Source organism: Pelagibius sp. Alg239-R121 (assembly GCF_947331435.1).
Lineage (GTDB): Bacteria > Pseudomonadota > Alphaproteobacteria > Kiloniellales > Kiloniellaceae > Denitrobaculum.
Genome location: NZ_CAMZOF010000002.1, coordinates 308,088 through 334,741, shown reverse-complemented (window position 1 = coordinate 334,741; position 26,654 = coordinate 308,088). Strand labels below are relative to the sequence as shown.

The following is a 26,654-nucleotide window of genomic DNA, read 5'->3' as shown; positions in this document are numbered from 1 at the left end:
CTGGTCAAGGTGCGAAGACGGCGAGGCAAGGTAAAGTGGGACCTCATCGGCGAGGTCGTGCATAATTGAGATGAAAAACGAGATGAGAAGGTTGGCATGAAGCCGCTAGCAACGAGTCCCGCCGCAGTCGCGGATCTGCAGGATAGCGCCCCCTCGACTCCTTCAGCCGGCGCGGATGTTTCCGAAGCCGGTGATCCCGGACCGGCTGCCGTCGATACCCGTCAGGGCCTCGAGTTCGGCCGCCGCGTTCTACAGCGTGAGATCCACGGTTTGCAGGACCTGGCCGAGGGCCTTGATGAGAGCTTCGTGCAGGCGCTGGACATCCTGGCCGCGCTGAAAGGGCGGGCCATTATCACAGGTATGGGCAAAAGCGGCCACGTCGCGCGCAAAATTGCCGCGACGCTGGCGTCGACCGGCACACCTTCCCAGTTCGTGCATCCGGGCGAAGCCAGTCATGGCGACCTCGGCATGATTGCCAGGGATGACGTGGTCCTGGCTCTGTCGAATTCAGGTAACACGACCGAACTGACCGATATCGTCGGCTATACGCGGCGCTACGCTATTCCGCTGATTGCCATGACCAGCCGGGCCCGTTCAACTCTGGCCGAGGCAGCGGATGTGGCTCTGATTCTGCCGCGGGCACCCGAGGCCTGTTCCATTACCGAGGCGCCGACGACTTCAACGACGATGGCACTGGCGCTTGGTGATGCCCTCGCGGTGTCTCTGCTGGAGTGCAAGGGCTTCTCCGCGCAGGATTTCCACGTCTTCCATCCGGGCGGTGCCCTCGGCAGCAAACTCGTGCGCGTTTCGGAAGTGATGCGTGGCCGCGACGAATTGCCGCTGTGCGATCCCGAGACAGCGGTTTCCGATGCTATCCTGCTCATGACCGGCGGCGGCTTCGGCTGTGTCGGCGTGACCGACGGGTCGGAAAATCTGATCGGGATCGTCACCGACGGTGACCTGCGGCGGAATATGGCGCCATCCCTTCTTCAATGCAGAGTCCGCGATGTCATGACGCCGGAGCCGAAGTCGATCCGGCCCCAGGCGCTTGCGGCCGAAGCGCTTGGTGTCATGAACGACAACAAGATCACCAGTCTCTTCGTCCTTGAGGACGACCGGCCCGTCGGCATCGTCAGGATGCACGACTGTCTGCACATCGGCGTTGCTTGAGGAATTCGAACAGCATCATGGCGCAGGCATTCGACAGTCACGGTGATTACGGGGGAACGGCTACCGCCGCGCCCGCAGAACCTGCGCCGCCGCCGCCGCGCTATTCTCAACGTAGCGGATACAGCCGTTTTGTCAGTGTCCTGAAGGTGTTGCTGCCGGCCACCGCGGTCGGACTTATTATCCTCGTCATCGCCTGGCAGAAGATCGGCCCAACGGAAGGCATCATCCCGACAACGGTGCCGGAGTGGCAGGGGGCGGGCGAAGTTAGCGTGTTGAACCCACGCTGGAACGGCGTGGATGAAGAGAACCGGCCGTTTACGGTGACCGCAGATCTCGTTTCGCAATCGACGGGCGATGGAAACCTTTACGAACTCGAGTTGCCCAAAGCGGATATCACGCTGGAGGACGATACCTGGCTTGCGCTGACGGCAAAATCCGGACGTTTTTTTTATGAGGAACAGCAGCTTGAACTGATCGGAGACGTCGATCTCTTTCACGACCAGGGCTTCGAGATCCGCACCGAGGCAGCCACGATCGACCTCAAAACCAAGGACGCGCAGGGTGACAGTCCCGTGGAAGGACATGGTCCCGCCGGACGGCTCAACGCAGAAGGCTTCCGTATTACGCAAGAAGGTGCGAGAATCACCTTTACAGGCAAAAGCCGCCTGATCGTCTACCCGGAAGCGCAGGAGGCCATCCGTTGATTGAATTTGCGTTCGGAAACTCGACACGGTTTCGAGCCGTCCGGACTCTGCTGCTCGGTCTTGCCTTCACTTGGCTTTCTCTTGCCACGCCGCTGCACGCCCAGGGCCTCTCGGGCCTGGACAAGGGCGACGCACCGTTGGAGATCAACGCGGAAGACGGCATTGAATGGCGGCGTGACGAGCAGACCTATGTGGCGCGGGGCAATGCCCGGGCAGCCCGTGGCGAGCTTGAGGTCTTTGCTGATGTAATGATCGCCAGCTACAAGGAAACCGCCAAGTCCAACACCGACATCTACCGGATTGACGTGCATGGCGACGTCCGGATCGTGACGCCGAACGAGGTGGTGTACGGCGAAGACGGTGTTTATGACGTCGAAAACGGTATCCTGGTGCTGACCGGAGACAATCTGAAGCTGACCAGCGGGCCGGATGTTCTGACCGCCCGTGACAGCCTGGAGTACTGGGAGGGTAAGCAGCTTGCCGTGGCACGCGGCAATGCGGTCGCCATTCGCGAAGATAAGCGGATCCGCGGCGATGTCCTGACCGCCCATTTCGAGCAGGATGCGAAGGAAAAGCTGGAACTGCACAGGGTCGATGCCTTTGGCAACGTCGAAGTGGCGACACAGCAGGAGTTCGCACGTGCCGATAAGGGGCAGTATTTCGTCAAGCGGGAGGTCGCGCGGCTGGTCGGCAACGTCAAGGTTACGCGCTGCGGCAACCAGATGAATGGTAACGAAGCCGAAGTGAACCTTGCGACCGGTGTCAGCAGGATGCTTGCCGGTGATGGTGGTCCCGTCAACGTGCTTGTTGTGCCGGGCTCGGTCGACAAAGGTAAGGACGGTTGCTGAGTGTTTATGCTACCAATACCTGCGCATCGAATGCATTTTTGATGCCGGTGGTTAAATCGAGAAAGTTGAAATGCGGGAAATAAAGAGCGGTCAGGTCGAAGAAGCAGACGGTGACAGAGCAAAACCGAGGCTGGTTGCGGACAATTCCGGACTTATGGCGGTCAATATCGGTAAGAGCTTCAAAAAGCGGCCGGTTCTGCGTGGCATCTCGATGGAACTCCAGCGCGGCGAAGCCGTCGGTCTGCTCGGCCCGAACGGTGCCGGCAAGACAACAAGCTTTTATATCATCACCGGACTGCTCTCACCGGACTATGGCTGGGTGACCCTCGACGGCAACGACATCACGGATATGCCGATGTACCGGCGGTCGCGGATGGGAGTCGGCTACCTGCCGCAGGAAGCGTCGATCTTTCGCGGATTGAACGTCGAGCAGAATATCCGGGGCGTACTTGAGGTTACGGAATCCGATCGCGAGCGCCGCGAGGCCATGCTCGAAGACCTGATGGCTGAATTCTCGATCACTCATCTGCGGCGCACGCCTGCCATGGCTCTCTCGGGTGGCGAACGACGCCGAGTCGAAATCGCCCGCGCTCTGGCGTCGCAACCCGGCTTCATCCTGCTGGACGAGCCCCTGGCGGGCATCGACCCGATTGCAGTCGGCGACATTCGCGATCTGGTGTCTCATCTCAAGGACCGGGGGATCGGTGTGTTGATCACCGACCACAATGTCAGGGAAACACTGGAGATCGTTGATCGCGCATACATCATTCACGATGGAATGGTGCTCATGGAAGGCAACCCGTCCGAGATCGTCGCGCATGAAGATGTGCGGCGTGTTTACCTGGGCGAAAGGTTTAGCCTTTAAGGGTTTAACCATATGGCGGTGACCCAAAGGTTAGAACTCCGACAGGGCCAGACCCTTGTCATGACGCCGCAGCTGCAGCAGGCGATCAAACTGCTGCAACTTTCCAACGTCGAGCTTGCGGCCTTCATCGACAGGGAACTTGAGCAAAACCCTTTGCTTGAGAGGGAAGACGGCCCTGATGGCGGAGCCAGCGAAAACGCAGCACAGGAAAGTGCCGCGGCGAGCGAACCTGCCTATAGCAACGGACACGACGGGGATGCGTCGGGCAATGCGGCAACCGGCCCCGAAACGACATCCGATCCGCAGGCCGAGCCGGTCGAATCTCAACCCGATTCGCTCGATCTGGCCAACGCCGATAACCTGCCCGGAGCCAACGAAGCTCCTCTCGACACCGACTTTGAAGATGTCTATCAAAGCAGTCCCGGTGACGATCGGGGACAGGAGGACACGGCCTTCTCCAACTGGGGGGCCGGTGGCAATACGCGCTTCGAAGACAGCGAAAATTCGATTGAAAGCCAGCTGACCGAGACTGTGACGCTCCGGCAGCACTTACTTGATCAATTGCAGATTGAGGTCGACGATCCGGTCGATCGTATGATCGGTGTTCATCTGATCGATATGCTCGATGCCAGTGGCTATATCGTCGGTGAGCTGGAGGAACTGGCGGCGACACTGTCCTGCGATTTGAGCCGAGTCGAATCGACCCTGGCCATCCTGCAGAAAATGGACCCGGCGGGCGTTTTTGCACGCTCGCTGAGCGAATGCCTTGCCTTACAGCTTGCCGAGCAAAACCGGCTTGATCCTGCCATAGAACTGGCGCTCGATAATCTCCACCTTATTGCGACGCGGCAACTGTCCGAGTTGCGCAAGATTTGCGGTGTCGACGACGAAGACCTGATGGAAATGATTGCCGAGATCAAGGCGCTCAATCCCAGACCCGCAGCGGCTTTCGACGATAATGCCGCCGAACCCATTATTCCGGACGTTCTTATGCGTGCGCAGCCGGACGGCACCTGGATCGTCGAGTTGAACAGCGATACGCTGCCGCGTGTTCTGATTAATACGCGCTACTTCGCGCACGTGTCCGAAAAGGTCAGGACGAAAGAAGAGCGTGATTATCTATCGAATCAATATCAGACCGCAAACTGGCTGGTAAAATCGCTGCATCAACGGGCCACGACGATCTTGAAAGTGGCGGCTGAAATCGTGCGGCAGCAGGACGCCTTTTTCCGCAAAGGCGTGCAGCATATGAAGCCTCTGACACTTCGGCATATCGCCGAGGTCATTGAGATGCACGAATCGACGGTCAGCCGCGTAACTTCCAACAAATACATCGTCACACCACGCGGTACCTACGAGCTCAAGTACTTCTTTACCGCTTCGATAGGTGGGTCGGATGGCGAATCCCATTCGGCAGAAGCCGTCCGCCATCGGATTAAGATTTTGATCGATGCGGAGAACGCGGCCAAGGTGCTGTCCGATGACTCGATCGTAGAGATGTTGAGAAGTGATGGTATTGATATTGCGCGCCGTACGGTCGCAAAATACCGCGAAGCCATGCGCATTCCTTCTTCGGTTCAGCGCCGGCGTGAAAAAGCCGCCCATCTATAAAAGCGTGTCCTGCGCCCTTTGTTCTGCCCCCTAGGCTATACGCCTCCACGCACTGAACCCGCGGCTGATTCATATAGTTACAGGGCGATTCGCGTTCCCGGCTGTTTCCTTCAAGAACGACCGTACTCAAGATCGGCCGGAAAGTGATGCCAGGATACTGGCAAAGCGGCGCAGATGGGTTTAGGCTAACGCTATGAACAAGGCGGAGTAGTTGCTCTTGATTGCAACAATCGAGAAGGTTAATGCCTCTCTAACTTGTTGATAAAGAGGCTGATTCACGTTTCATTTTGCTTCAAAATGAAACGATCAGGCTCAGGAGTGCGTTCACTTTTGATTTGATTGATCAAAAGTGTGAATCGCCCTCCAAGTAGTTATAGTTAGAGACTGATTCACGTTTCATTTTGCTTCAAAATGAAACGATCAGGCTCAGGAGTGCGTTCACTTTTGATTTGATTGATCAAAAGTGTGAATCGCCCTCCAAGTAGTTATAATTAGAGACTGATTCACGTTTCATTTTGCTTCAAAATGAAACGATCAGGCTCAGGAGTGCGTTCACTTTTGATTTGATTGATCAAAAGTGTGAATCGCCCTCCAAGTAGTTATAGTTAGAGACTGATTCACGTTTCATTTTGCTTCAAAATGAAACGATCAGGCTCAGGAGTGCGTTCACTTTTGATTTGATTGATCAAAAGTGTGAATCGCCCTCCAAGTAGTTATAATTAGAGACTGATTCACGTTTCATTTTGCTTCAAAATGAAACGATCAGGCTCTAGGTCTGAGGTTCGACGGAAACGGGAGTCTCAACAGTGATAGCGCAACTATTGACTCCATGCAGGGCCGACACTAATGTGCGCCGTCCTGGGCTGAACAGAAGCCAAAAAACTTCGAAAACCCGCAGAAATCCTAGAGAAATATAGAAATATGCAGCTATCCGTCAAAGGGAAGCAGCTCGATGTTGGTGACGCGATGCGCACCCATATTGAGGACAGTCTGTCGCGAACACTCGACAAATATTTCGGTGACGCCATCGAAGTCAATGTGACCTTGACACGCGAAGCCCATCTCTATCAGGCGACGGTTTCAGCCCATGTCGGCCGCAATATTCGATTGCAGGCCAACGGTGCGGCTGCAGAGCCCTATCCGGCCTTTGATGTCGCGGCGGAGCGTTTGTCCAAGCGCCTGCGCCGGCACAAGCGGAAACTCCGTGATCACGGCAACTCGAATGAGCGTGCGGTTGAGACTCAGTTGGCGCAGCAGTATATTCTCTCAGGAGACGCCGAATCGCTGGATGGCGAGGGCGATGAAGGGGATAGCAAATCTTTGATCGTGGCCGAAATGGCCACAGATATCCCGAGCCTGACGGCTGGACAGGCCGTTATGCGTATGGATTTGGAGGATCTTCCGGCGATGATGTTCCGCAATAGTTCTCACGGCGGCCTGAATATGATCTATCGTCGACCAGACGGTAACATCGGCTGGATCGACCCCCGCGGCAATCGCGGCGAATAGTTTTTCACAACCAAGATATCATCATGGAAATTGCCGATCTCATCAGCCATGGCAGTGTTGTTGCCAATTTGCGGGTGACCAGCAAAAAACAGGCACTTCAAGAGCTTGCCAAACGCGCCTCTGAGCTGACGGGTCAACCGGAACGCGTCCTGTTCGAGGTTCTGATCGAACGGGAACGCCTGGGGACCACCGGCGTGGGGAACGGCATCGCCATCCCGCATGGCAAGCTGGCCGGCCTCGACCGCCTCTACGGTATGTTTGCACGCCTTGAGACGCCGATCGATTTTGACGCAATCGACGAACAGCCGGTCGATTTGATCTGCATGCTGCTGGCACCTGAGACAGCGGGCGCGGATCACTTGAAGGCGTTGGCACGGGTTTCCAGGTTGCTGAGAAACCGCAGCGTATGCGAAAAATTGCGCGGCACCGACAGTACCGACGGCATTTACGCCCTGTTAACGGAATCAACCGCCAGTCATGCGGCTTAGCCGCTGATAGGTCTGCCAATCCGGCGTTAAGGACCTCGCCGGTCTCTCACCTGCTGCTGCTCGGGACAATGACTGCGGTGTCGGAGGGGGAATTCCGGCGCCGGAACTGGCGCCGCTGGAGCATCATAACTCTTTGACATAGAGCCTGATTCGCGCTTTTCACTCATTCAGTGAAAAGCGGTAAGACTCTAGTGAATGCTGGCAGGTTCCATATTGTTCTGACGCACGGTCACGACTGCGACTTCCCGTTCGGGGACGCGCGCGACCTCCGTCCCATCGGCGGCGTGGATGGTGTAGTACACCTGCCCGTCCGATTCTTGAGGCTTAATGTAGGCAACTTCGTTAATCCCGAGGATACGAAGGTCATGGGTCGAAATGCTGTTCGCGAATTCCAAGGTGTTCTGCATTTTACGTCCTCCATCCTGGATCGTACGATCTAGATGTTAACAAGCTTCATAATAAGCGGCATTTGCCTAAGTTTTTCCGAAGATCGGGCTTCAATCGTCTGCGCCATGATCCTTTAGTGCAGGGAGCTCCAGGGATTTGCTGGTTTCTGCGCTGCGAATCGCAATGGTTTTGACCGCCGGCTCGATTTGGGGCCACTCCAGGTCTATGTGCAGGAGGCCGTTGTCGAGCGACGCTCCGCTGACTTCCACACCGTCGGCGAGAACGAAGCTGCGGTGAAACTGCCGCGCAGCGATTCCACGGTGAAGGTAAACACGGCTCTGATCGTCTTTTTGCTTGCCGTGGATGACGAGCTGGTTGCTTTCGATCTGGACCTGCATGTCATCCGACGTGAAGCCTGCGACGGCTAAGGTTATGCGAAGCCGGTTATCTGCGAGCTTTTCGACATTATAGGGGGGATATCCGTCCGACGCCGTCTTCGAAATACGGTCGATCGCCTGTTCGAACTGTTCGAAGCCGAGCATTAACGGGCTATTGAATAAAGACATCCGGGTCATCTGCCAGCGTCCTCCTCTCCTGTGAGCAAGGGCTGCGTTATAATCATCAGGACCTGCCAAGCAGCGTCCAACGTTTGACCACCTGCCTTTCGGCACGGTGCGCTACCCTTACTTGGGAGGTTTTTCCTGGCGATCAAGTTTTGAGATCTGCCGGGCTCTTGCGGGGGAGCACCGGCCATCATCACCGCGAGTCCCGAGACCGGCCTTACACTTCCCTCAGATTGTGGAAAAGATTCCGGAAAGGGTGCTGATCATGGCATATGAAAAAGTATCTTTTGTTGTCATAGCCTTAGCTGACTTTCAACGAAAATATGGTTACCAAAATGTTGCGATTAACGCTTTCTTAACGCCAGATAAGGTAGGTTAGCTCTATCAACATACTACATCTTGTGGATAAGGCTGTGGATAAGATGCCAAAAAATAAATTTAATCAATCTCTTAGCCCTTATCTCAATCGCCCGCTTCGCAGCCTCCATGAAGTCTTGAGCACTCGTCTTGAAACTCAGGTGCCAAAAGCGGAAGAGCGGGCTGTAAATTGCACGCACAACGATCATCTGAGCACTTCGGAAAATATACAAGATTCAGCTGTTTAGGCTGCGGGATCTATAGCTTAACAGGCGCACTTTCCTCACTTTTCCTCAAATTCCGGGTGACCCGGCCGCCGGGGCCAAATCTCTTTGAAGCTGCGGCGATGAATTCGTTCACATACTGCGGGTAATCTTGGATGGCGGCGGTTTAACTTAGGTTGAGCTTGCTCCGGAAAATGTCTGTCCTCCTAAAGAGTATCTGCCCGCCAATAATGTGTCCTCGACAGCGCCTACCCCAGACAACACAACCCCGACAAGGCCGGCTCCAACGCTTGCCGATGAAGAGAGGAGACCGAGCCGCGCCCAATGAACGATCTGGAACAGCCTGAGGAATTGCCGTGGAACGGGACAACGCATCTTATGAGGTTCATTCAGCAATATCGCCGTTAAGCCGCGTCTGGAGACTTGTCGCGCCCGGTGAGGCAGGTTAGGACATGCTTATGCGTGGCTCCTTCTCTTCTCTGAAGCGATTGTTTTCCGGCACCGCCGCGTCGTCTCAAGGAGGCTACCGGGTTCCGGAAGGACAACGCATTTATGCGATCGGCGACGTGCATGGCCGAGCAGATCTGCTGGCAGAACTCCACGAACAGATCAGAGACGATTTCGCAACGGGAACGGAAAGTCCGGCGGCCACGGTGGTATATCTCGGTGACTATGTCGACCGGGGTACGCAAAGCCGTGACGTCATCGACTTCCTCCTCGATCAGCCGCTTGAAGGTTTTACGTCAGTGCACCTCAAAGGCAATCACGAGGAAGCCATGTTGAGGTTTATGGATGAGCCCGCCATAGGGCCGCAGTGGTTTGGATTCGGTGGTGAGTCCACGGTCATGAGTTATGGTGTCGTCCTGGCGCGCACACCCGATGACCCGCGCTACTACAGCGATATTTCAACAGAGCTGCGCGAACGCGTACCCGCGCGGCATAAGGCATTTCTGTCCAGCCTCGATCTGCAATACCTCGTCGGCGATTACCTCTTCGTGCATGCCGGGATCCGGCCGGGTTGCCCGATCGATGAACAGGACGATGATGATCTTCTTTGGATTCGCAGTGAATTTTTAAATTCGCAGGAAGATCATGGGGTCATGGTCGTTCATGGGCATACACCGACGGCGCGTCCCGACGTCCGCAGGAATCGAATCGGAATCGACACGGGAGCCTTTGCATCCGGCACGCTGACCTGCCTGGTGCTGGAAGGGAGTGGGCGCCGATTCCTGTCGACGTCTTTAAAACGTTGATAACAATTGACGTTTGACTCGAACAAGAACGTGCTAAGCCGTTGAGTCAATGAGAGTTGGCTGTGAAGGCAGTTCGTACTGCGTAAAGAATTTCTTAAAGTTCGGGGTGTTAGGTCCTGGAATGTAGTTATTCGGTGGTGTGACCGAATCTTTTGACCTAAGCTGCCGAATATTATGGTAGTTTTCCGCCGACTCGGGGGGTGAGTCCGGGTCTCAGGGCCTCGACGGCGCAAGATGGTTGATATATACAGGCAATTGTTCTCGCGCCGAGTCGGGTTTCTAGAAGCAATTCGGGGTTCTGGACAACCGAAGAGGCGCAGTAGCAAACGCGGAGCATATGAGCAAAGCGATATCATCTGACCGTAGTTTGCGGTCTGTCGCTCGGGGGATTTTGTTAGGCGGGGTCAGTGCTGCGGCGTTGAGCCTGTCGTTTGGCTGTATGGCGTTCGCAGAAGAACGTCGCGCCGGAACGCAAGAAAATCTTTCGCAACTGGCGGCACAGACACCAGAGGGCGCGCAGCTGGAAGGCGAAGTGGCTTCACCGGACTATTTGATTGGTCCAGGTGATGTCATTGAACTGCTGGTGCTGCGCAATCCTGATCTTTCCGGTGTCTACACCGTGCGGCCTGACGGCCGTGTTTCCACACCCTTGATCGAAGACCTCGTGATCGTCGGTCATACGCCGACGACATTGGCGCGTGAGCTGGAAGAAAAGCTTAGTGTCTATGTGCAGGATCCGATCATAACGGTGATCGTCCGTAGTTTCGTTGGCGATCTCAGACAGCAGATCCGTGTGGTTGGCGCCGCGCAGCAGCCGCGCGCTGTTGCATTCCGTGATCGCATGACGGTGTTGGATGTCATGATCGCAGTCGGTGGACTTTCCAGTGGCGCCGACGGCAATTCGGCAATTCTTCTGCGGCGCGAAGGCGACGGAGAGGAGCGCAGGCAGATTGAATTGCGCCTGGACGATCTTGTCGACGGTGGCGATTCCTCTGCGAATGTCGCGATGGAGCCGGGCGACGTCATTATCATTCCGGAAGGCTTCTTTTCCGGCGACTGGCGCGTGACCCCGACGATTTCCTTCAATCAGACCTTCACCGATAACGTCGACCTGGATCCTGACGGCCAGGAGGAGGAGGCGTTCATCAGCACGGTGAGCCCGGGCATTACCTTCTCAGCCAACGCCGCCAGAATCAGATGGGCTTTCAGCGGCGATGTCGCGCTGAGCAACCAAAACGGCGGTGAAGACGAAGGTTTCAACGCGGACATCGATCTGAACAGCTCGGGCAATGTCGAAGTGTTCGAAGACCTCTTCTTCATCGACGGCAGCGCCTCGGTGAGTCAGGAAGTGCTGAACAACGATACCGCCGATTCGGGCTCGGATGATAACAATTCCAATCGCGACACGATTCAGAACTATCGCTTCAGTCCCTATCTGCAGAATCGTTTTGGTGATTTCGCCTCGGCCGAAACGCGTTACCGCCTGTCGCAGGTCTTTATCGATTCCGACGACGTGTCGAATACGACGGAGCATGAACTCAGTTACAATTTGAGCAGCGGTGAGGATTTTACGCAGTTCACTTGGCGACTGGCGCTCTCGGCCTCGGAAGCGACATCGTCGGATGATGACGATGTTTCGCGGCGCGATATCAACTTCACGACCACTTACGCGGTCACAAGGCAGTTTTTCCTTATTGGAACTGTGGGCTATCAGCAGTTTGACGATGGAGATTCGGATAACGACATAAGCGACCCGACATGGCGGACTGCCCTGCGTTGGCAACCGAGCTCCCGGACTCAGGTGGAGGTCGGCTACGGCCAGAGCGATGACGAAACCAGCTTTGACGGTACCGTGCGCTATGACATCTCCCCGCGCACGCGTTTTACGGCAAGCTATGACGAAACCCTGCGGACCTCTCAGGAGGCTTTAGGTCGGAACCTGGACAACATCGTGTTCAACCCGGACACCGGCCAGTTCGAAAATGGCGATACGGGACAGGTGGTCGATTCAGCCAACGACCTGCCGTTTGAAGTCGACGATGAAACGACGCGTGTTTCGACCTTCCGGATGGGATTGAACGGCTCGCGCGGCCGGAATACCTTTGGCTCCAACTTCCGGATCCAGACCGAAGACAATGGCGGGGGCGACGAAGACCAGACCGAGTACGGCCTCCGGGCCGATTGGGGTCGTACGCTGAACAATCGCACGCGCTTCAATACCTCCGGCGAATACGAGTACAACGATCTCGGCGATTCTATCGAGACCGAATACACCTTCCGAAGCGGCTTGAGCTACAGCGTGTTCAACAATGTTTCGGCGAGCGTCAATTACACCTTCAGGCTTCGCGAATCAGATACGAGTTCCGACGACGAGTTCATGGAGAATGCCGTGACCGTGGGGCTGAGCGCCACTTTCTGACGCGGCTCTTTTTCGAAAGTGGGTCCGAACCCGCCGCGACGATATCCTGAATCTCAACAGACCTAAGACAAACAAAACGGCCGGCGTCTTTGACAGACACCGGCCGTATTTCGTTGTGCGTTACGGAGATCGTTAGACGACGACGATATCGCTGTCCGGATCGATACCGACCGTCAGTGCGTCGGTGACACCGGAGAGTGTGACCATAAAGTCGGTAGCGCCGTTGACCGTAATCTCGGTGTTGCCACCGTTGACCACCACGTTGACGTCGCCGGCCCGGTTGGCTTCGGCAATACCCAGTGCGTCGAAGAGAGCATCCAGGTTGACCTGATCCTCGCCTTTGACGAAATCCTGGATGATGTCGTTGCCGTCAAAGTCGAGGACGCCTGCACCCAGATCGCGGGCACCGAAGGCAAAATCGTCCTCGCCCAGGCCGCCGATCAGCAGATCGTCACCGCCAAGACCGATGATAAGATCGTTGCCGTCGCCACCGGTCAGCACGTTCTGCCCGTTGTGACCTTCGACGATATCGAAGTCGTCGCCGCCGCTTTCGGGCGCATCTGTCGTGACATTGACGGTGATCTGGCCGCCGACCTGATCCGTTGTCGAATCGTTTGTGACGGTCAGCTTGATGTCCGGGTCGTTGTTATGTCCCTCGTCCAGCGGTGCGGAAAGGGTCACTTCCCAGGAGTGCTCGCCGGTCACCGGGTCGACGGTTGGCGCACCGATCGAGACATAGTCGTTGTCGTCGTCGGCGACACTCAGCGTCAGGCTGTCGGTAATCTGGTTCAGCCCGTCTTCGATGGCCTGGACCAGATTGCTGCTGTCGAGCTCCAGGGGCACGCGGGCACCGACACCCAGCTCCGCAATGACGCCGTCGTAGAAGTTATTGATGAAGGCCTCACCCTCGTCGCCGGCGGCAACCAGGAAAATCGGGATGACCCCGGAGGCCTGTAGATTGGCTTTCAACTCCGCACGGAAGACCGCGTTGTCCCAATCCTTGGAGGTGGCATCGGTGATGATAACCACGACCTTTGAAGAACCGGTGCGGAAGCCGAACTGGGAGGCTGTCCCGCCGTTGCCGTCCTCCGCTGCCGCCGCGTCGAGGGCGACCTGATTCAAAGCGACCAACTGGCGTTCTGGGAAGTCACCGCCGAGACCGGTCGGTCCGGGACCCGGATTGCCCGCGAACAATTCGTCGTAAGCTTCGCCGGGGTTAGGCGGCAGGTTCGGATTTGCCGGTGGAGGAACCGCCGGGTCTCCATCCAGGCGCTGACCGCCCTGTCCTGCCTCCAGATTGAGCAGATGCTGGAAATCGAACTGGCTGCCCGGCGCACTGCCGCCGCCTGGCCCGATATCGCGGAATGCACCCAGTCCGAACTGTACGTCCGAGGTAATCGCTTCCACCCCAGTCACCAGGTCGTCGAGCAATCCAAGATCCGCCGCGTCGTTATTGGCGGACTGCTCACCGCGTACGATCGGTAGATCGTCTCGGAACGAGCCGGAGAGATCCTGCAGCAGATAAAGATCGAGAACATCCGGGGCTTCCGGGTCGGCCGTCACCGTGAAGGTCACGTCGCTGTTTGGAAAAAGGTTCACATTGACGGTTGAAGGGTCGGTGTCGGTCCCATTGGGGCCGTCCACATCGACCAGTTGTGTATCGACCGTGCTGAGCAGTTCGGTCCGGTTCGGGTCGGAGTCGGGGACTGAAACAATCCTTTGAACACTGTTGTCCTGTCCGATCGTGATCTGAGCGGTGCTCGAGTCGGTGTTTCCGTCCGGGTCCTCAATTTCGTAAGTCAGGCCGACCGTCGTCACAGTGACGCCGACCGCAGGCGTGAAGACAACTTCGTTGTTCACAATGCTGACCGTTCCCTGTGCGGGATCGTCTAACGTGACAGACGTGATCGTCAATGGGTCGCCATCCGAGTCCACGTCGTTCGCCAGCACGTCGATCGTGACCGAGGTCTCCGGCGCATTGGCGTCGCCCGAGCGATTGGGCCGGACGTCTGAGGCGTCTGGATTGGCCTGTAGGCTGTCGGACGGTGGCTCGACCGGCGGTATCACCGGTGTCGGGACATCCGAGGTCAGATCCAGCGCCTCGCCGGGTTCCGGATCCGGCAGGCCGAAGACCAGCGCGGTCGGCGGAATGACGCCCTGTGCGGCCAGCAGGTCTATGGCATCGCCGAGATTGTCGTCGTAGACGTTGTTGCCGCCACCTTCAGGTGCCTGAGGTGCCGCGGTTTCGAAGGGAATAGGCTCGCCGTTGCCACCGCCGAGGGCGATGGTCTGGCTGACCAGCAGGCCGCTGCCGACCACCTGTCCGCCGATGACGAACACAGGAGGCGTGTCCGATGCCGCCTGATCGACCAAATTCAGAAATACGACGCGGGTGTCGATGGCACCATTGCCGTCACCGTCGAAACTGAGAACGAAATTGGCGCCGTCGACAGCGATAAAGGTATCTTCTGCGGCCATGGTCAGCAGGACTGGCTGGCCTGCTTCAAGCGTGATTTCCTGGGTCTGACCGGTCGCCGGCTGCGTGACGACGAGAGGTTCAGGCGCAGCCGCCTGGCCCAGAGCGATCGCTGACGTCGTTTCCGTCGTTGCAGCGCCAGCCGCGATCTGGCTCTCAGCGCCGCTGCCCTCACGTGCTTGACCAGAGGTAAGGGATGTAACGGGTTGCTCAGCCATGCGGTTCGACCTTTCCCAGACGGTGCCGTAGTTCTGCCCAAATCACCGGCAAGATGGCACGGTAGTTAACGCTCGGTTAATAGCTGGGGGATCTTGCGTATCGAGGCAAGAGGCGTCAACGCTTTAGACGATCAAAACAACACAATTATGTGTGATTTTCTAGAGTGAACAGTTGTCAGCAAACCTGATAAAGGAAAATAAAATTATTTGTTGATAATAAGATAGCGTGCAAATGTCTGCCACGGTTTCCATGAGACCCTGGCAGACGATAACGGCTGTTGAGGAGTTGGAGCGGGCCCTCGGGCGCGCTGGAAAAGATGGTTCGACCGATGACGATATCAGCTTTAAGCCGGCCTGATGAGATGGAAGCGTGTAAGCTTTCTGTCCGTCATGCTTCGAACGCCGGCGGGCGGTGACCGATGGCGGCGCGCATCATAACGGTCGCCAATTTGAAGGGTGGTGTCGGCAAGTCCAACATCGCAGTCAATTTGGCATGCGAACTGGGTGGCGGTGAACGCCGGGTCGCGCTGGTGGATGCTGATCCGCAGGGAACCTCGTCACATTGGATGTCCCGAGGCCGTTATCCCGCACAGATCCATTCTTTCCCGCTCGAGGACGAGCGCGGCGCGCAGAGCTGGATTACCAAGGTACTGTCGATTGACAGTGATTTCCTGCTGATCGATTGCCCTGCGCATTCTCGCGCTGTCACCGAGATAGCCCTGAGTCTGTCGCGGCTTGCAGTGATTCCTCTGACGGCATCTGGCCCGGACTTGATTGCCACGACCAATGTCTTGAACCTGATCGAAACCTCGCGGGCCATGCGCGACGGCAATGAGCTTAGTTTTCTGTTGGTGCCGTCGAAGATCGATCACCGGACCGGGGCAGGGCGGCGAATCGGCGATGTATTACGGCACCTCGGTGATGTCGTGGGACCTGAGGTGCGGCAACGCACAGCCTTTGTAGATGCTTTCACTGAGCGTAAGTGGATTGGTGAGTTCGCACCTAAAAGCGATGCCAGGCACGACATCGTCAATCTGGCCAACGCTGTATTGGCCAAAATGGAGGAAATCGAGGGTTTTGGACCCGACGAGCAAACGGCCCAGGTATCCTGAGCATATAAACCCTTGACCAATTCGCCATCTCGCTTGAATTTGCCTCTATTCAAACGACTTCGTTTTCGTATACATGGATTCACTATCACCTCTCGCTTGTAATTTGTTTGTCCCTTGACGCTCACGGCGTTAACGGGGGATTAGAAGCTCCAATATAAACAGTACATCCAAGTCTCACCCTGCCGGGTGGGCCGTCATGAACGTATCCGGGAAATGACATCGCTATGCTGACTTCAGAAAAGATTGCCGTAATCGGTTTGGGCTACGTCGGACTGCCATTGGCGGTTGCCTTTGCGAAGCATTTTGAGACCGTTATCGGCATCGATATCGACAGCAAACGTATTGCAGCCCTGCGCGCGAACGAGGATTGGACGGGCGAAGTCACCTCGGAACATCTTGCGGCATCCTCGATCCGCTTTACCGATTCCGCCGCCGATCTGGAAGGCGCGACCTTCTTCGCAATCACCGTGCCGACTCCGGTCGATGGTGACCGCCGCCCCGATCTGGGGGCGGTCAAAGGGGCCTGCCGGATGATCGCGCCCTATCTGAAGTCTGGTGGCGTGGTGGTTCTGGAATCGACAGTTTTCCCGGGCGTAACGGAAGATATCTGCGGTCCCATTCTTGCCGAGGTCTCGGGATTGCGCCAAGGAGTCGACTTTAAACTCGGCTATTCGCCGGAGCGGATCAATCCGGGCGATACCGAACACGGACTTGAGGCCATTGTGAAGGTGGTGTCCGGCGAGGACGCGGAAACCCTGGATCGTGTTTCAGAAGCCTATGGCAGCTTCGCTGCCGCCGGGGTTCACAGGGCACCTTCGATCAAGGTCGCCGAGTCGGCGAAAGTTATTGAGAACACTCAGCGCGACCTTAACATCGCTTTGATGAACGAACTCGCGATCATTTTCGAGCGGCTTGAGATCCCCACGAGGGATGTTCTCGCCGCGGCCGGAACCAAGTGGAACTTTCTGAAGTTCACGCCGGGCCTGGTCGGCGGTCACTGTATCGGCGTTGATCCCTATTACCTAACAGCCCGGGCCGAGGCCGTAGGCTATCATCCGGAAGTCATTCTCGCCGGACGCCGCATCAATGACGGCATGGGCGCGTTCCTGGCGCGTAAATTGATCAAGATGCTGCTTGCAAGTGATCGCATGTCCGCGAATGCCCGAATCGGCATTCTTGGCCTGACGTTCAAAGAAAACGTTCCTGACATCAGAAACAGCAAGGTTCCGGATATCGTGACTGAGCTGCGGGAATTCAGCCTGCAGCCCCTGATCTTCGATCCTTACGTTTCGGCGGAATTGGCAGAGGAGGAGTTCGGTCTGGCCCTGAGCCCCGACGATCAGCTTCGCGATCTCGACGGATTGATTTTGGCCGTCTCCCACCAGTCGTTCCTGGATGGCGGAACCGAACGCCTGACCGATCGCATCAAGCCTGGTGGTATCCTGATCGACGTCAAGGCCGTGCTCGACGAAACGACCATCCGTTCGGACGTGCAGTACTGGGGCCTTTAAACGCAACGCTATCCAAACGGTCCGTTCTTGTGGCCGGCTCTCGGCAGCCGGTTGCAATCCACAAGGCTATGAAAAGTGTGGGTGGGAGAGCGGGAGGCCGTCAGCGGCGTCAGCTGTATTTCTTAACAGCGGCCTCGATTTCCTTCAAAAGAGTGGCACCTACTTTGCCGCCGTTTCCAGTGATCTTCTGATTAAACACCGTTCGAATGGCACCGATATGGGCATCAATCAGCTTCAGGCGGTTCCCCGTGACTGCGAGACTGACGTCGAGCGTCGCTTCATAGAGGGATTTTCCGAAGGCGGTGCATAGAGGATAATCAAAAACACCGCCCTGGCCGCGCAGCTCATGAGCGATATGGTTGATCTGCGCGAGAACCCTGCGGCTGTCCTCCTGCCGTTTTTGCAGCTTGTTGAGACAGTCTGCGAGAGTGTTCAGGTAGTTTTCCGTCCATTTGGAATAATCGCCGACAAGTTCCTGGATCCGCGCTTCCGCTGCCTGGATAACGAGCGGATCAAAATCGATCTGCCCCCGCATGACATTCGGACCAAGCTTATCGAGCAGGCGATTGGCCGGGCGGATGATGACGGCATGGACGTCATCGCGAATATGTTTGATGTTCGAGCGCGCGTTGACGATCTGCAGGTCAGACGGCGCAGAGATGCGGCGGTCGTCGGTCCGCTCCACCATCTCAGTCTTGCCGCCTTTTTCGCTGGTTTTTTCGAACCATTTGATCGGCCGGTCCATGCGTCGGCGATCTGGTCCGAAATAATCGGCCGCGAGCACGAACTGCCGCGGATTTTGGATAACTTCCAGAATGCGGTCCGCCATTGTTTGGGCGGCGAACGGCTTTGCCAGGAATTCAGTCATGCCGGCGTCGCGGGATTTCTGGACACTTTTTTCGTCGGCTTGGCCTGAGACCATGACGAAGGGAACGAAACGGTCGGGAGCGTGTTTGTTGGTTCTTGTCCAGCGCAAGAACAGGATCCCGTCGACGTCCGGCATGACGAAGTCAGAGAGAATAATATCTATGGACCCGATTCCGGCGTTGACCGGGTCGGTTTTACTGATCTTGAGCTGCTCAATAGCTTGTGTGGCGTTCGGGACGCTGACGACGTCTTTGATGCCCAGTGCACGGATGGTCGAGGTGATCAAACTGCGCATAAAGCTGTTATCGTCAACCACCATGATTGAGATGTTGTGCCAGTTAAACTTTAGCATAGGGGAAAGCTGTTCTCGTTCCTGTGCGATTGGATTTGAAGGGTGCGGCGCCGATGAGTTTTCAATCTTATTATGCGCGAACACCCAAAAGAAGTTCTAATTTAAATAAGTTTGTCGTGACAATAATCCTATTATGTCGTGCCCCGCTATCCCGCTCCATTTGGATTCACTGAACGAATCATCTCATCCATACTTGTTGCTTCGTCTTCCACAGGTGCCCATACTTAGGAGTCTTTGTTTCCTGAGGGGGGTAGGAAACGAGAGTGCTGTGGTTAGAAACATGACCGCGGAACTCGTATCGCGACACTTAGGTGTTGGGGACGTATTTCCGCATGTTCAACTCAAGGCGGCCGATGGGCGCCTGCGAGTGCCTGTGCAGTTCGCCGGCCAGCCTTTGCTGGTGCATCTCTGCGCGTCGGGTCTTCTGTCTTCGCATGAAACTGCAGGCGATAATCGAACCTTGCTGCCGGTGATCGCCGGCGCCAGACAGGAGCTTACCGCTCTGGGTTTGAAGCTGTTGGTGATCGAGAGAGCCGAAGAGCCGACAAATCCCGATGCGCCCGGATCTGCATGCGATGTCGAGCGGCTGAAAGACCCCGCCGATGCGATCGCCAAGGCGTTTAATTTTGGCCGGTCTGGCGCGACATTATTGCTGAACGAAAATCAACGGGTGCTCGCTATTTTCGACCCGCGTGTGGTTTCCTGTGATCGTGATGGACTTTTGACTGCGGCCACGACTCTTCTGCCGCGACGCCCCTTCATGGAGGCCAAGATTCATGCACCGGTCTTGCGAATCCCACGGGTGTTCGACCCTGAGTGCTGCAAGCATCTGATCGGGATCTTTGAAAACTCGCCGCATCAGCCCTCGGGGTTTAACGAGCAACGGAAGGATGGTGCGCCGTTGGTGTTTGACGAAAAAGTCAAGAAGCGTCGCGATTTTGTCGTTGGAACCGGCACTCCCTTGGCAGAGCAGATTCGGGTGCTGTATATGCGCCGTCTGATCCCGGAAGTCGCCAAAGCCTTTCATTTCGAAGTTAAGTCGCACGAGGCTTTCAAGATTGCGCGCTACGATGCCGAGGACAAAGGCTTCTTCCGCCGGCATCGAGACAATACAAATGCAGCAAATGCGCACCGCAGATTTGCCGTCTCCATCAATCTCAATGCTGAGGATCACGAGGGCGGGCATCTGGTGTTTCCCGAATATTGTGAATCCGGCTATCGCCCAGCTACGGGTGAGGCGCTTGTATTCTGCTGTTCTCTTCTGCACGAGGCCCGGCCCGTTACCCGTGGCAGCCGCTATGTACAGCTGGCGTTCCTCTACTGACCCAGGGGATTGTTCTGCCGGAATGCCGGTTTCCCACCGGTCAGAATGGAAAAGCCACAGTGACTATGGCGGACTGCGAAGTGCCACAGAATTGAACGGCACGGGCGGCGAATGTTGATGCGGTGTCATTGCAAAGCCATATAATGCCGTAGGTCATTATCAGTGCTCTTTGATATTAGCCGATGACCTCCGTTTTCCCCACTTCAGTGCAGGTAAATGTCCGAGCAAATTACGTCGTTTCGGCAGCTGATCGATCCGCTGCCGCCTGAGAAGTTTTTTCAGGACTATTGCCGTCAGCGGCCGGTTCACATTGCGGGACGACCCGAGAAATTTGGTTCCGTCATGAACTGGGACGATCTGAATCGGATGCTGGAAATGGCCGTTTGGACGGCGCGTTCCCTCCAGTTATCTCTCGACAAGCAGCGGATACCACCTGGGGCCTACTGCCGGAATACGGTCGATCGTAACCAGATGCAGGTGCTTCAACCGGAATCCGAAAAGATTATGGATTTTTTGAAGCGCGGCGCGTCCTTGTTGCTGAACGAGATTGAGACTCTGCATCCGGGGGTGCGTTCTGTGCTGGAAACCATCGAGGCGGCACATGGCGGACGCGGAAACGCAAACCTCTACTGCTCCTGGAAGCAGCGACAGGCCTTCGACTCACATTATGACAGGCACGAAGTTTACGCCCTCCAGATCGTAGGAGAGAAGCGCTGGCGCGTCTATGAAGGCCGTGCCGAGAATCCAATCGAGCATCCCGCATTTATGAACGTCCCGCAGGCCGAATATGACCGCATGAAAGGCGCGGTTGCCGAAGAACTTGTCATGCGGCCGGGCGACTTACTGTACCTGCCGCGCGGGCAGTTCCATGACGCCCTTGCCAGCAGTGATGTGTCGGTACATGTGACCTTCAGCTGCAGCGAACCGATCGGCCTGGAATGGTTGACGAAGCTGTGGGAACTGGCGGTTAAAGACCCGGTTTTCCGGGCTGATTTGCCTCAATGCAACGATCGCGAAGGCGAGGAGCGGCTCCGGCGGCACCTGGACCAGCTTTCGGAGCGTTTCCAGGAGATTGCCCGCGGAGACGAAGGAATGCAGCGCGCTGTCGCACTTCGCAATGGATTTACGGTGCGAAGGCCCGGCTTTAGCCTGCCGAATTTCGAGCCTCGCCAGAGCTTTCAGGTTCTTCGCCAAGACCTGCGCGTTGTGCGCCGAGGGAAAGAATGGGTTGCCGTGGCAGAGGACTACAAAGTTTCGCAATCGCCGGAAGACGGTCCCCTTCTAGGCTGGATGGCAGAGCAGGGCCGGTTTGACAAAACCGCTCTGGCTGCCGCCTTTCCGCAGGTAACCGATTCGGTCCTCGAGGGACTTTTGGAGCGCCTCTGCGCTGATCGTACACTAAGCCAGGTATAGAAAAGTGACCTGATCGAAAAGATGTGAACGACTTGGAGCACAAAGTCGGCCCATGAAGCCGGACTCTTGGCCAGTGGCTATGATATAGAGACAGTGGTCTATGAGTACGACCGTTCTAAACGGCAAAAGTAAGGAACGTGAATCAGACTCAGGCCACGAGAAACCATCAGCTGTCATTGGCTGGGGCGCAGGGCATTTAAGCGCAGGGCGCATAAGCGCTGGGTCCCAGGTTTAAACAAGAAATCGATAGCGATGGTACAACCACAGTACGGGGTATGCAGGTGATGATCCGCTTTGCCAGTTTCAAGCTACGTCGAACCGGCGTCGTTGAAGGCGGGCGCAGCAAGTGAGATCCAACTCCAAAGCCTCCAATTTCGTCGCCGGAAAACCCGCCAAAGGAACGCCCCCGAATCTCGTGACCGGACGTCGTCGTCCGACCACGGCGCCGGCACTGAGCACAATAAGAAGCCTTGCGGCGCGCGTGATCGTGGCGGAGCTCTGGCTTGGGATTGGGGCCGTCGCCCTGCTTTCGACACTGGCGGAACGTGACTTCGCTCTCGCTATTGCCCTGAGTACGCTCTTTGCGCTCCTGCCGTCGTTGGTTTGGGTTTGCGACCCTGTCCGTGTTGTCGCGCGTTACGTACTGTCTGTCGGCTTCGTGGCGCAATGCGTCCTCCTGGCGGTGATGAGCCTGCAAACCTCAGGGCCGGTTACCTACGGAATTTTTGCCTTTTCTCTGGTCCTCTTGGCGCAAATCGCGGGCTTTATTTGCTGGCGCAGCCTTTTTCTCGCCGGCTGCTTGCTGATTGCATCCGTGGTTGCCGGCGGCTTTTGGATGTCGAGCGCCACTGAAATGAGTCCGGTTTTCTCGGATGGTTATCTAACCAGCGAACTGTTGGATGGCCTGCTGCCGCTTTGGCTGCTTGCCCTGGGGGTTCTTTTGCCGATGGCCTTCAAAGTCGAGCGCGCACTTGGCGAAGCCCATGCATCGCGTCTCGCTGCGCTGGAAGCAATGACACATGCTGTTGAAGACGCGCGCTCGGTTGCGATCAATAAACGACCGAACGCCCGCAGTGCTGTTGCCGCTCTGAATCTCCGACGTGCGGTCATGGGGGCCGATATAGCAAAGGCGGCAGAAGGGGAAGTTAAGGGATCTCCCGACTTATTGAACGATCCTGAGCTCAAGCGGCAGCTTTCGCTCGGTCTCGATCAAGGCAGTGCAGATAAATCCCCTGGCGAGAAACAGGGTGAGCAACCCGGATTTGAAAATCCGGTCCATCGTCAGCAGCAGATACTGTCGCGCGCACTTGAGGTCCGTGACTCGTCTTGATTCCCGGCCAGTTCTCTTTTCTTGCCAGACGGCGCAGGATGAAAGACGTCTTTAGCAATTCGGGCGTTATCATCGCACCCGCGCATTGCACCGCGTTGTGGTTCATTGCAGGCGTAAGAATTTAGAGTGCGGTCGTTCTTTGTGGAAACAGTCAAGAACGACCGCACTCTAACTACAGTAAATAGAGTCTCGCCAACGAGCGGGGGGAAGATTCGTGGGGACATTAAATGAGCGAGATAATTAACGCCGACTTGTGTGTCATCGGCGGTGGGTCGGGGGGCCTGTCCGTGGCTGCGGGAGCATCCCAGATGGGCGCTGATGTCGTGCTCATCGAAAAGGGAAAGATGGGTGGCGATTGTCTGAACTACGGTTGTGTGCCTTCCAAATCGATTATCGCAGCCGGGCATGCGGCAGACGTTATCCGCCGCAGTGGCCGCTTCGGTGTGAACGGCACTGAGCCGGCTGTCGATTTTCTTAAGGTGCGCGAACATATTCGCAGCGTTATCGCCGGTATCGCACCGCATGATTCTGTCGAGCGGTTTGAGGGCCTCGGTGTCAAGGTGCTCCAGGAGGCCGCCGTTTTTTCGGGGCCGCGTGAGGCCAAGGCTGGCGATTCAATCGTGCGCGCCAAGCGATTTGTCGTCTGCACCGGCTCCTCGGCTGCGGTCCCGCCTATCGACGGGATCCAGGATGTTCCCTTTCTGACCAACGAAACGGTATTCGAGCTGGACGAAAGGCCCGAGCATCTGATCGTGATCGGCGGCGGCCCGATTGGTGCGGAGCTCGCACAGGCCCACCGGCGCCTTGGAGCTAAAGTGACCTTGCTGGAAATGTTCCGCGTCTTGGGCAAGGACGATCCTGAAGTGACCGAGTTCGCGCGCCGCCGCCTGGTCGAGGATGGCGTCGCAATCCGCGAGGGTATCAAGATCGTTTCAGTCGGCGGCGGGGGAAACCAGATCTCCGTCGAAATTGAAGCGGACGGCCAGACGGAGACAATCACGGGCTCGCATCTGTTGGTCGCGGCCGGACGCCGCGCCAATGTCGATGGATTGAATCTCGAAGCTGCCGGCGTTAGCTACTCACCACGCGGCATTGAAGTCGACGCACGCCTGCGGACCAGCAACAAGCGGATATTTGCGCTCGGTGATGTTGCGGGCGGTCTTCAATTTACCCATGTCGCGGGCTATCACGCCGGTATTGTTATTCGGAATGCGCTTTTCAGACTTCCGGCGAAGGCGTGCCATGATTTCGTTCCCTGGGTGACCTTCACGGACCCTGAAATTGCTCATGTCGGTCTGACCGAGGCACAGGCGAAGGAAAAATTCGGCGACGACGTGAAGGTCCTGCGTTGGTCCTTCGAAGAAAACGACAGGGCGCGGGCGGAGCGCGAAACCGAAGGTCTGGTCAAGATCGTCGTCGGCAAGCGCGGCAAGATCCTGGGAGCGTCGATCGGCGGCCCGCGTGCGGGTGAGCTCCTGCAGCCCTGGGTTCTGGCACTCAGTCAGAAACTGAAGATCGGAGCCATGGCCAACGCCATCGCGCCCTACCCAACTTTGAGCGAAGTCAGCAAACGGGTTGCCGGCAGTTATTACACGGACGCTCTGTTTGGAGAGCGAACCCGTAAAATCGTGCGTTTTCTACAAAAATTCGGATGATTTGCGGGAGATTTACCCAATTTTGACGCAGTTTTTGCCTTTTGACAGATATTTTGGTGCGAATTTAACCCTTGCCTTGCTGTTGCCCTAGTATTGTCAAAATTATAGAGGTATATCAGAGGGTAAGCACACCGCGTAACGCTGTGCCATAAGTATTGAAAGGGGCGGTTAGAGTGGGCCGCGCGTTAAATTCAGCAAGTTGGTCCCGGCGTATTGTCGCCGGATTGTCGATGGCCGTGATCGCTGCGACCTTCGCGGTTGTTTCCTGGAACAGCAGCTGGGCCGAGCAAATCAACTTCTTCCGCATCGGTACCGGTTCGACCGGAGGCACCTACTTTCCCGTCGGTGGTATCATCGCCAATGCGATCAGTAATCCACCGGGTAGCCGGGCCTGCGATCGCGGCGGAAGTTGCGGTGTTCCAGGACTGATTGCGGTTGCCCAATCGACCGAAGGCTCGGTCGCTAACGTAAATCAGCTGGCCGCCGGTTTGCTTGATTCAGGCTTCAGCCAGGCTGACGTTTCGTTCTGGGCCTATCGAGGTGAAGGTATCTTCAAGGAACGCGGCGGCGTACCCGGCCTGCGCGCAATTGCCAATCTCTTTCCGGAATCCGTGCATTTGGTCGTGCGCCGCAACAGCGGTATCCGTTCGGTACGCAATCTCAAGGGTTTGAGGATTTCGATCGATGTGGAAGGGTCCGGGACACGGGTTGACGCTTTGCTGATCCTCAAGGCCTACGGCATTGATGTTGAGGATTTTGACGCGGTTTCAGCGACCTCTGGAATCGCAGCGGATATGCTGCGCGCCGGTGAACTGGACGGCTTTTTCATCGTGGCCGGGACACCGGTCAACGCCGTGAAGTTCCTCGCGGCGGATTCGCTGGTCACCCTGGTGCCGATCACCGGCAAGGAAGCGGAAACCCTGCGCCAGACCTATCCGTTCTTTGCCGAGGAAACGGTGCCCGCAGGCACCTATTTCAACGTTCCGGCGACCCGGACTCTCTCGGTCGGTGCCCAATGGCTGGTCACGGATGCCGTCGACCCCGAGTTGGTGTACCAAATCACCCGCGCGCTCTGGCACAAGAATACGGCCAAGATGCTGTCGCGCGGTCACCCTAAAGGCAGCCTGATCACCATCGACACCGCCATCAGCGGCCTTGGCGTGCCGCTTCATGACGGCGCCCGCCGCTACTACAGGGAAGTCGGACTGATCGAGTAGACGGCTGCAATTTTACCCTCAATCACTACTAACAAAGCGTCATTTAGACGTCGAATTCCATTGTCCAGGGCTCTGCGTGGCCGGCGTCGATCCATTCCTGCATCTCCGGCCGCGCCATGACTGCGTCACGATAAGCGCTGCAGACCGAATCCAGGGCGACGTCATAGGTTACGAAACGCGAGACGACCGGTGCGTAGAAGGCGTCGGCGATACAGAAACCCCCGAAGAGGAACTCGCCTCCGGCCCCGAAGCGCGCGCGGCAATCCCGCCAGATCGACGTAATGCGTTCGATGTCCTGACGCGTTGATTCCGAGAATTCCCGGTCGCGGTAACGGGAACGGACGTCCATTGGGCAATCGTTGCGCAGGGCGGGAAAGCTGCTGTGCATTTCCGAAGTGACCGAGCGGGCCAGGGCGCGGGCGCGCGGATCTTCCGGCCAAAGCCCGGCGTCGGGGAAGCGCTCCGCCAGATATTCCGCGATCGCCAGACTATCCCAGATCGGTCCGTCGGCCGTCTTAAGAACCGGCACCTTGCCGGCGGATGAAGCCTCAAGCAGCCGCGCCTTGGTATCGCTCTCCCGCAGGGGAATGACGATCTCATCAAAGCTTGCGCCGCTGAGCTTTAGGGGAAGCCAACCCCGCAGGGACCAGGAGGAATAGGCCTTATTGCCGAGAACAATCGTGAATTCGGGCATCGCTGTCGTTCCTTCCCGAGCCTGATCCTATTCACCCTTATCGGTGAAAACCGTGAATCAGTCTCTCCTTAAGTGATTTGGAATGCT

The 26,654-nt window shown here is 56.8% G+C and carries 22 protein-coding genes; 17 read left to right on the top strand and 5 right to left on the bottom strand.

Annotation, left to right across the window (positions count from 1 at the left end; translation table 11 throughout):
- Positions 1–96: 96 nt before the first annotated feature.
- From QMZ18_RS08785 to ptsN, 7 genes are all read left to right on the top strand, one after another.
- The gene (locus QMZ18_RS08785; protein WP_282605905.1) at positions 97–1,170 is read left to right on the top strand and encodes an SIS domain-containing protein; all 1,074 of its coding nucleotides are present in this window, start codon (positions 97–99) and stop codon (positions 1,168–1,170) included.
- A 17-nt stretch (positions 1,171–1,187) separates the two neighbouring features.
- Positions 1,188–1,874 carry an LPS export ABC transporter periplasmic protein LptC gene (lptC, locus tag QMZ18_RS08780; RefSeq protein WP_282605904.1) on the top strand — a complete coding sequence of 229 codons (687 nt, stop codon included), beginning with the start codon at positions 1,188–1,190 and terminating at the stop codon, positions 1,872–1,874.
- Positions 1,871–2,722 (top strand): LptA/OstA family protein, encoded by an 852-nt coding sequence (locus QMZ18_RS08775; RefSeq protein ID WP_282605903.1) that lies wholly within the window; start codon positions 1,871–1,873, stop codon positions 2,720–2,722. The genes lptC and QMZ18_RS08775 overlap by 4 nt, the downstream gene beginning before the upstream one ends.
- 70 nt (positions 2,723–2,792) lie before the next feature.
- On the top strand, positions 2,793–3,587 hold the full coding sequence (gene lptB / locus QMZ18_RS08770; protein WP_282605902.1) for an LPS export ABC transporter ATP-binding protein: 795 nt from the start codon (positions 2,793–2,795) through the stop codon (positions 3,585–3,587).
- 12 nt (positions 3,588–3,599) lie between these two features.
- On the top strand, positions 3,600–5,198 hold the full coding sequence (gene rpoN / locus QMZ18_RS08765) for an RNA polymerase factor sigma-54 (protein WP_282605901.1): 1,599 nt from the start codon (positions 3,600–3,602) through the stop codon (positions 5,196–5,198).
- A gap of 921 nt (positions 5,199–6,119) precedes the next feature.
- Positions 6,120–6,707 carry a ribosome-associated translation inhibitor RaiA gene (raiA, locus tag QMZ18_RS08760; protein ID WP_282605900.1) on the top strand — a complete coding sequence of 196 codons (588 nt, stop codon included), beginning with the start codon at positions 6,120–6,122 and terminating at the stop codon, positions 6,705–6,707.
- 23 nt (positions 6,708–6,730) lie between these two features.
- Complete coding sequence (gene ptsN, locus QMZ18_RS08755; protein ID WP_282605899.1) at positions 6,731–7,195, top strand: PTS IIA-like nitrogen regulatory protein PtsN; 465 nt, start codon at positions 6,731–6,733, stop codon at positions 7,193–7,195.
- A gap of 188 nt (positions 7,196–7,383) precedes the next feature.
- Here the strand turns inward: ptsN and QMZ18_RS08750 are convergent, their stop codons facing one another.
- On the bottom strand, positions 7,384–7,602 hold the full coding sequence (locus tag QMZ18_RS08750) for a DUF1150 family protein (RefSeq protein WP_282605898.1): 219 nt from the start codon (positions 7,600–7,602) through the stop codon (positions 7,384–7,386).
- A gap of 90 nt (positions 7,603–7,692) precedes the next feature.
- Positions 7,693–8,157 (bottom strand): Hsp20 family protein, encoded by a 465-nt coding sequence (locus QMZ18_RS08745; RefSeq protein ID WP_282605897.1) that lies wholly within the window; start codon positions 8,155–8,157, stop codon positions 7,693–7,695.
- 1,027 nt (positions 8,158–9,184) lie between these two features.
- On the opposite strand from QMZ18_RS08745, the gene QMZ18_RS08740 reads away from it, so the two are divergent.
- Together QMZ18_RS08740 and QMZ18_RS08735 are read left to right on the top strand one after the other, a co-directional pair.
- A complete protein-coding gene (locus QMZ18_RS08740; RefSeq protein WP_282605896.1) occupies positions 9,185–9,979 on the top strand; it encodes a metallophosphoesterase family protein in 795 nt (264 codons plus the stop codon).
- A gap of 439 nt (positions 9,980–10,418) precedes the next feature.
- On the top strand, positions 10,419–12,398 hold the full coding sequence (locus tag QMZ18_RS08735) for an XrtA/PEP-CTERM system exopolysaccharide export protein (RefSeq protein WP_282605895.1): 1,980 nt from the start codon (positions 10,419–10,421) through the stop codon (positions 12,396–12,398).
- Between the two features lie 132 nt (positions 12,399–12,530).
- On the opposite strand, the gene QMZ18_RS08730 is transcribed toward QMZ18_RS08735, so the two are convergent.
- A complete protein-coding gene (locus tag QMZ18_RS08730; protein WP_282605894.1) occupies positions 12,531–15,092 on the bottom strand; it encodes a cadherin-like domain-containing protein in 2,562 nt (853 codons plus the stop codon).
- 232 nt (positions 15,093–15,324) lie between these two features.
- Between QMZ18_RS08730 and QMZ18_RS08725 the strand changes: the two genes are divergently transcribed.
- The 3 genes from QMZ18_RS08725 (at position 15,325) to QMZ18_RS08715 (ending at position 17,715) form a co-directional block, all read left to right on the top strand.
- Positions 15,325–15,450, top strand: a complete 126-nt coding sequence (locus tag QMZ18_RS08725) for a hypothetical protein (protein ID WP_282605893.1) — start codon at positions 15,325–15,327, stop codon at positions 15,448–15,450.
- 61 nt (positions 15,451–15,511) lie between these two features.
- Entirely contained in the window at positions 15,512–16,204 is a 693-nt protein-coding gene (locus QMZ18_RS08720) for a ParA family protein (protein ID WP_282605892.1), read from the top strand.
- A 224-nt stretch (positions 16,205–16,428) separates the two neighbouring features.
- Complete coding sequence (locus QMZ18_RS08715) at positions 16,429–17,715, top strand: nucleotide sugar dehydrogenase (RefSeq protein ID WP_282605891.1); 1,287 nt, start codon at positions 16,429–16,431, stop codon at positions 17,713–17,715.
- 109 nt (positions 17,716–17,824) lie between these two features.
- On the opposite strand, the gene QMZ18_RS08710 is transcribed toward QMZ18_RS08715, so the two are convergent.
- Positions 17,825–18,934: a response regulator gene (locus tag QMZ18_RS08710; protein WP_282605890.1), complete on the bottom strand. Its 1,110-nt coding sequence runs from the start codon at positions 18,932–18,934 to the stop codon at positions 17,825–17,827.
- Positions 18,935–19,214: 280 nt separating this feature from the next.
- Between QMZ18_RS08710 and QMZ18_RS08705 the strand changes: the two genes are divergently transcribed.
- The 5 genes from QMZ18_RS08705 (at position 19,215) to QMZ18_RS08685 (ending at position 25,873) form a co-directional block, all read left to right on the top strand.
- Positions 19,215–20,258 carry a 2OG-Fe(II) oxygenase gene (locus QMZ18_RS08705; protein ID WP_282605889.1) on the top strand — a complete coding sequence of 348 codons (1,044 nt, stop codon included), beginning with the start codon at positions 19,215–19,217 and terminating at the stop codon, positions 20,256–20,258.
- A 216-nt stretch (positions 20,259–20,474) separates the two neighbouring features.
- Positions 20,475–21,671 (top strand): cupin domain-containing protein, encoded by a 1,197-nt coding sequence (locus QMZ18_RS08700; RefSeq protein ID WP_282605888.1) that lies wholly within the window; start codon positions 20,475–20,477, stop codon positions 21,669–21,671.
- A gap of 346 nt (positions 21,672–22,017) precedes the next feature.
- Positions 22,018–23,001, top strand: a complete 984-nt coding sequence (locus QMZ18_RS08695; RefSeq protein WP_282605887.1) for a hypothetical protein — start codon at positions 22,018–22,020, stop codon at positions 22,999–23,001.
- Between the two features lie 227 nt (positions 23,002–23,228).
- Positions 23,229–24,656 (top strand): NAD(P)/FAD-dependent oxidoreductase, encoded by a 1,428-nt coding sequence (locus QMZ18_RS08690; protein ID WP_282605886.1) that lies wholly within the window; start codon positions 23,229–23,231, stop codon positions 24,654–24,656.
- A gap of 173 nt (positions 24,657–24,829) precedes the next feature.
- Positions 24,830–25,873 carry a TAXI family TRAP transporter solute-binding subunit gene (locus QMZ18_RS08685; RefSeq protein ID WP_282605885.1) on the top strand — a complete coding sequence of 348 codons (1,044 nt, stop codon included), beginning with the start codon at positions 24,830–24,832 and terminating at the stop codon, positions 25,871–25,873.
- A 43-nt stretch (positions 25,874–25,916) separates the two neighbouring features.
- Here QMZ18_RS08685 and QMZ18_RS08680 read toward each other — a convergent pair whose 3' ends face one another.
- Positions 25,917–26,567, bottom strand: coding sequence for a glutathione S-transferase family protein (locus QMZ18_RS08680; protein WP_282605884.1), 651 nt, complete (start codon positions 26,565–26,567; stop codon positions 25,917–25,919).
- Positions 26,568–26,654: the final 87 nt, after the last annotated feature.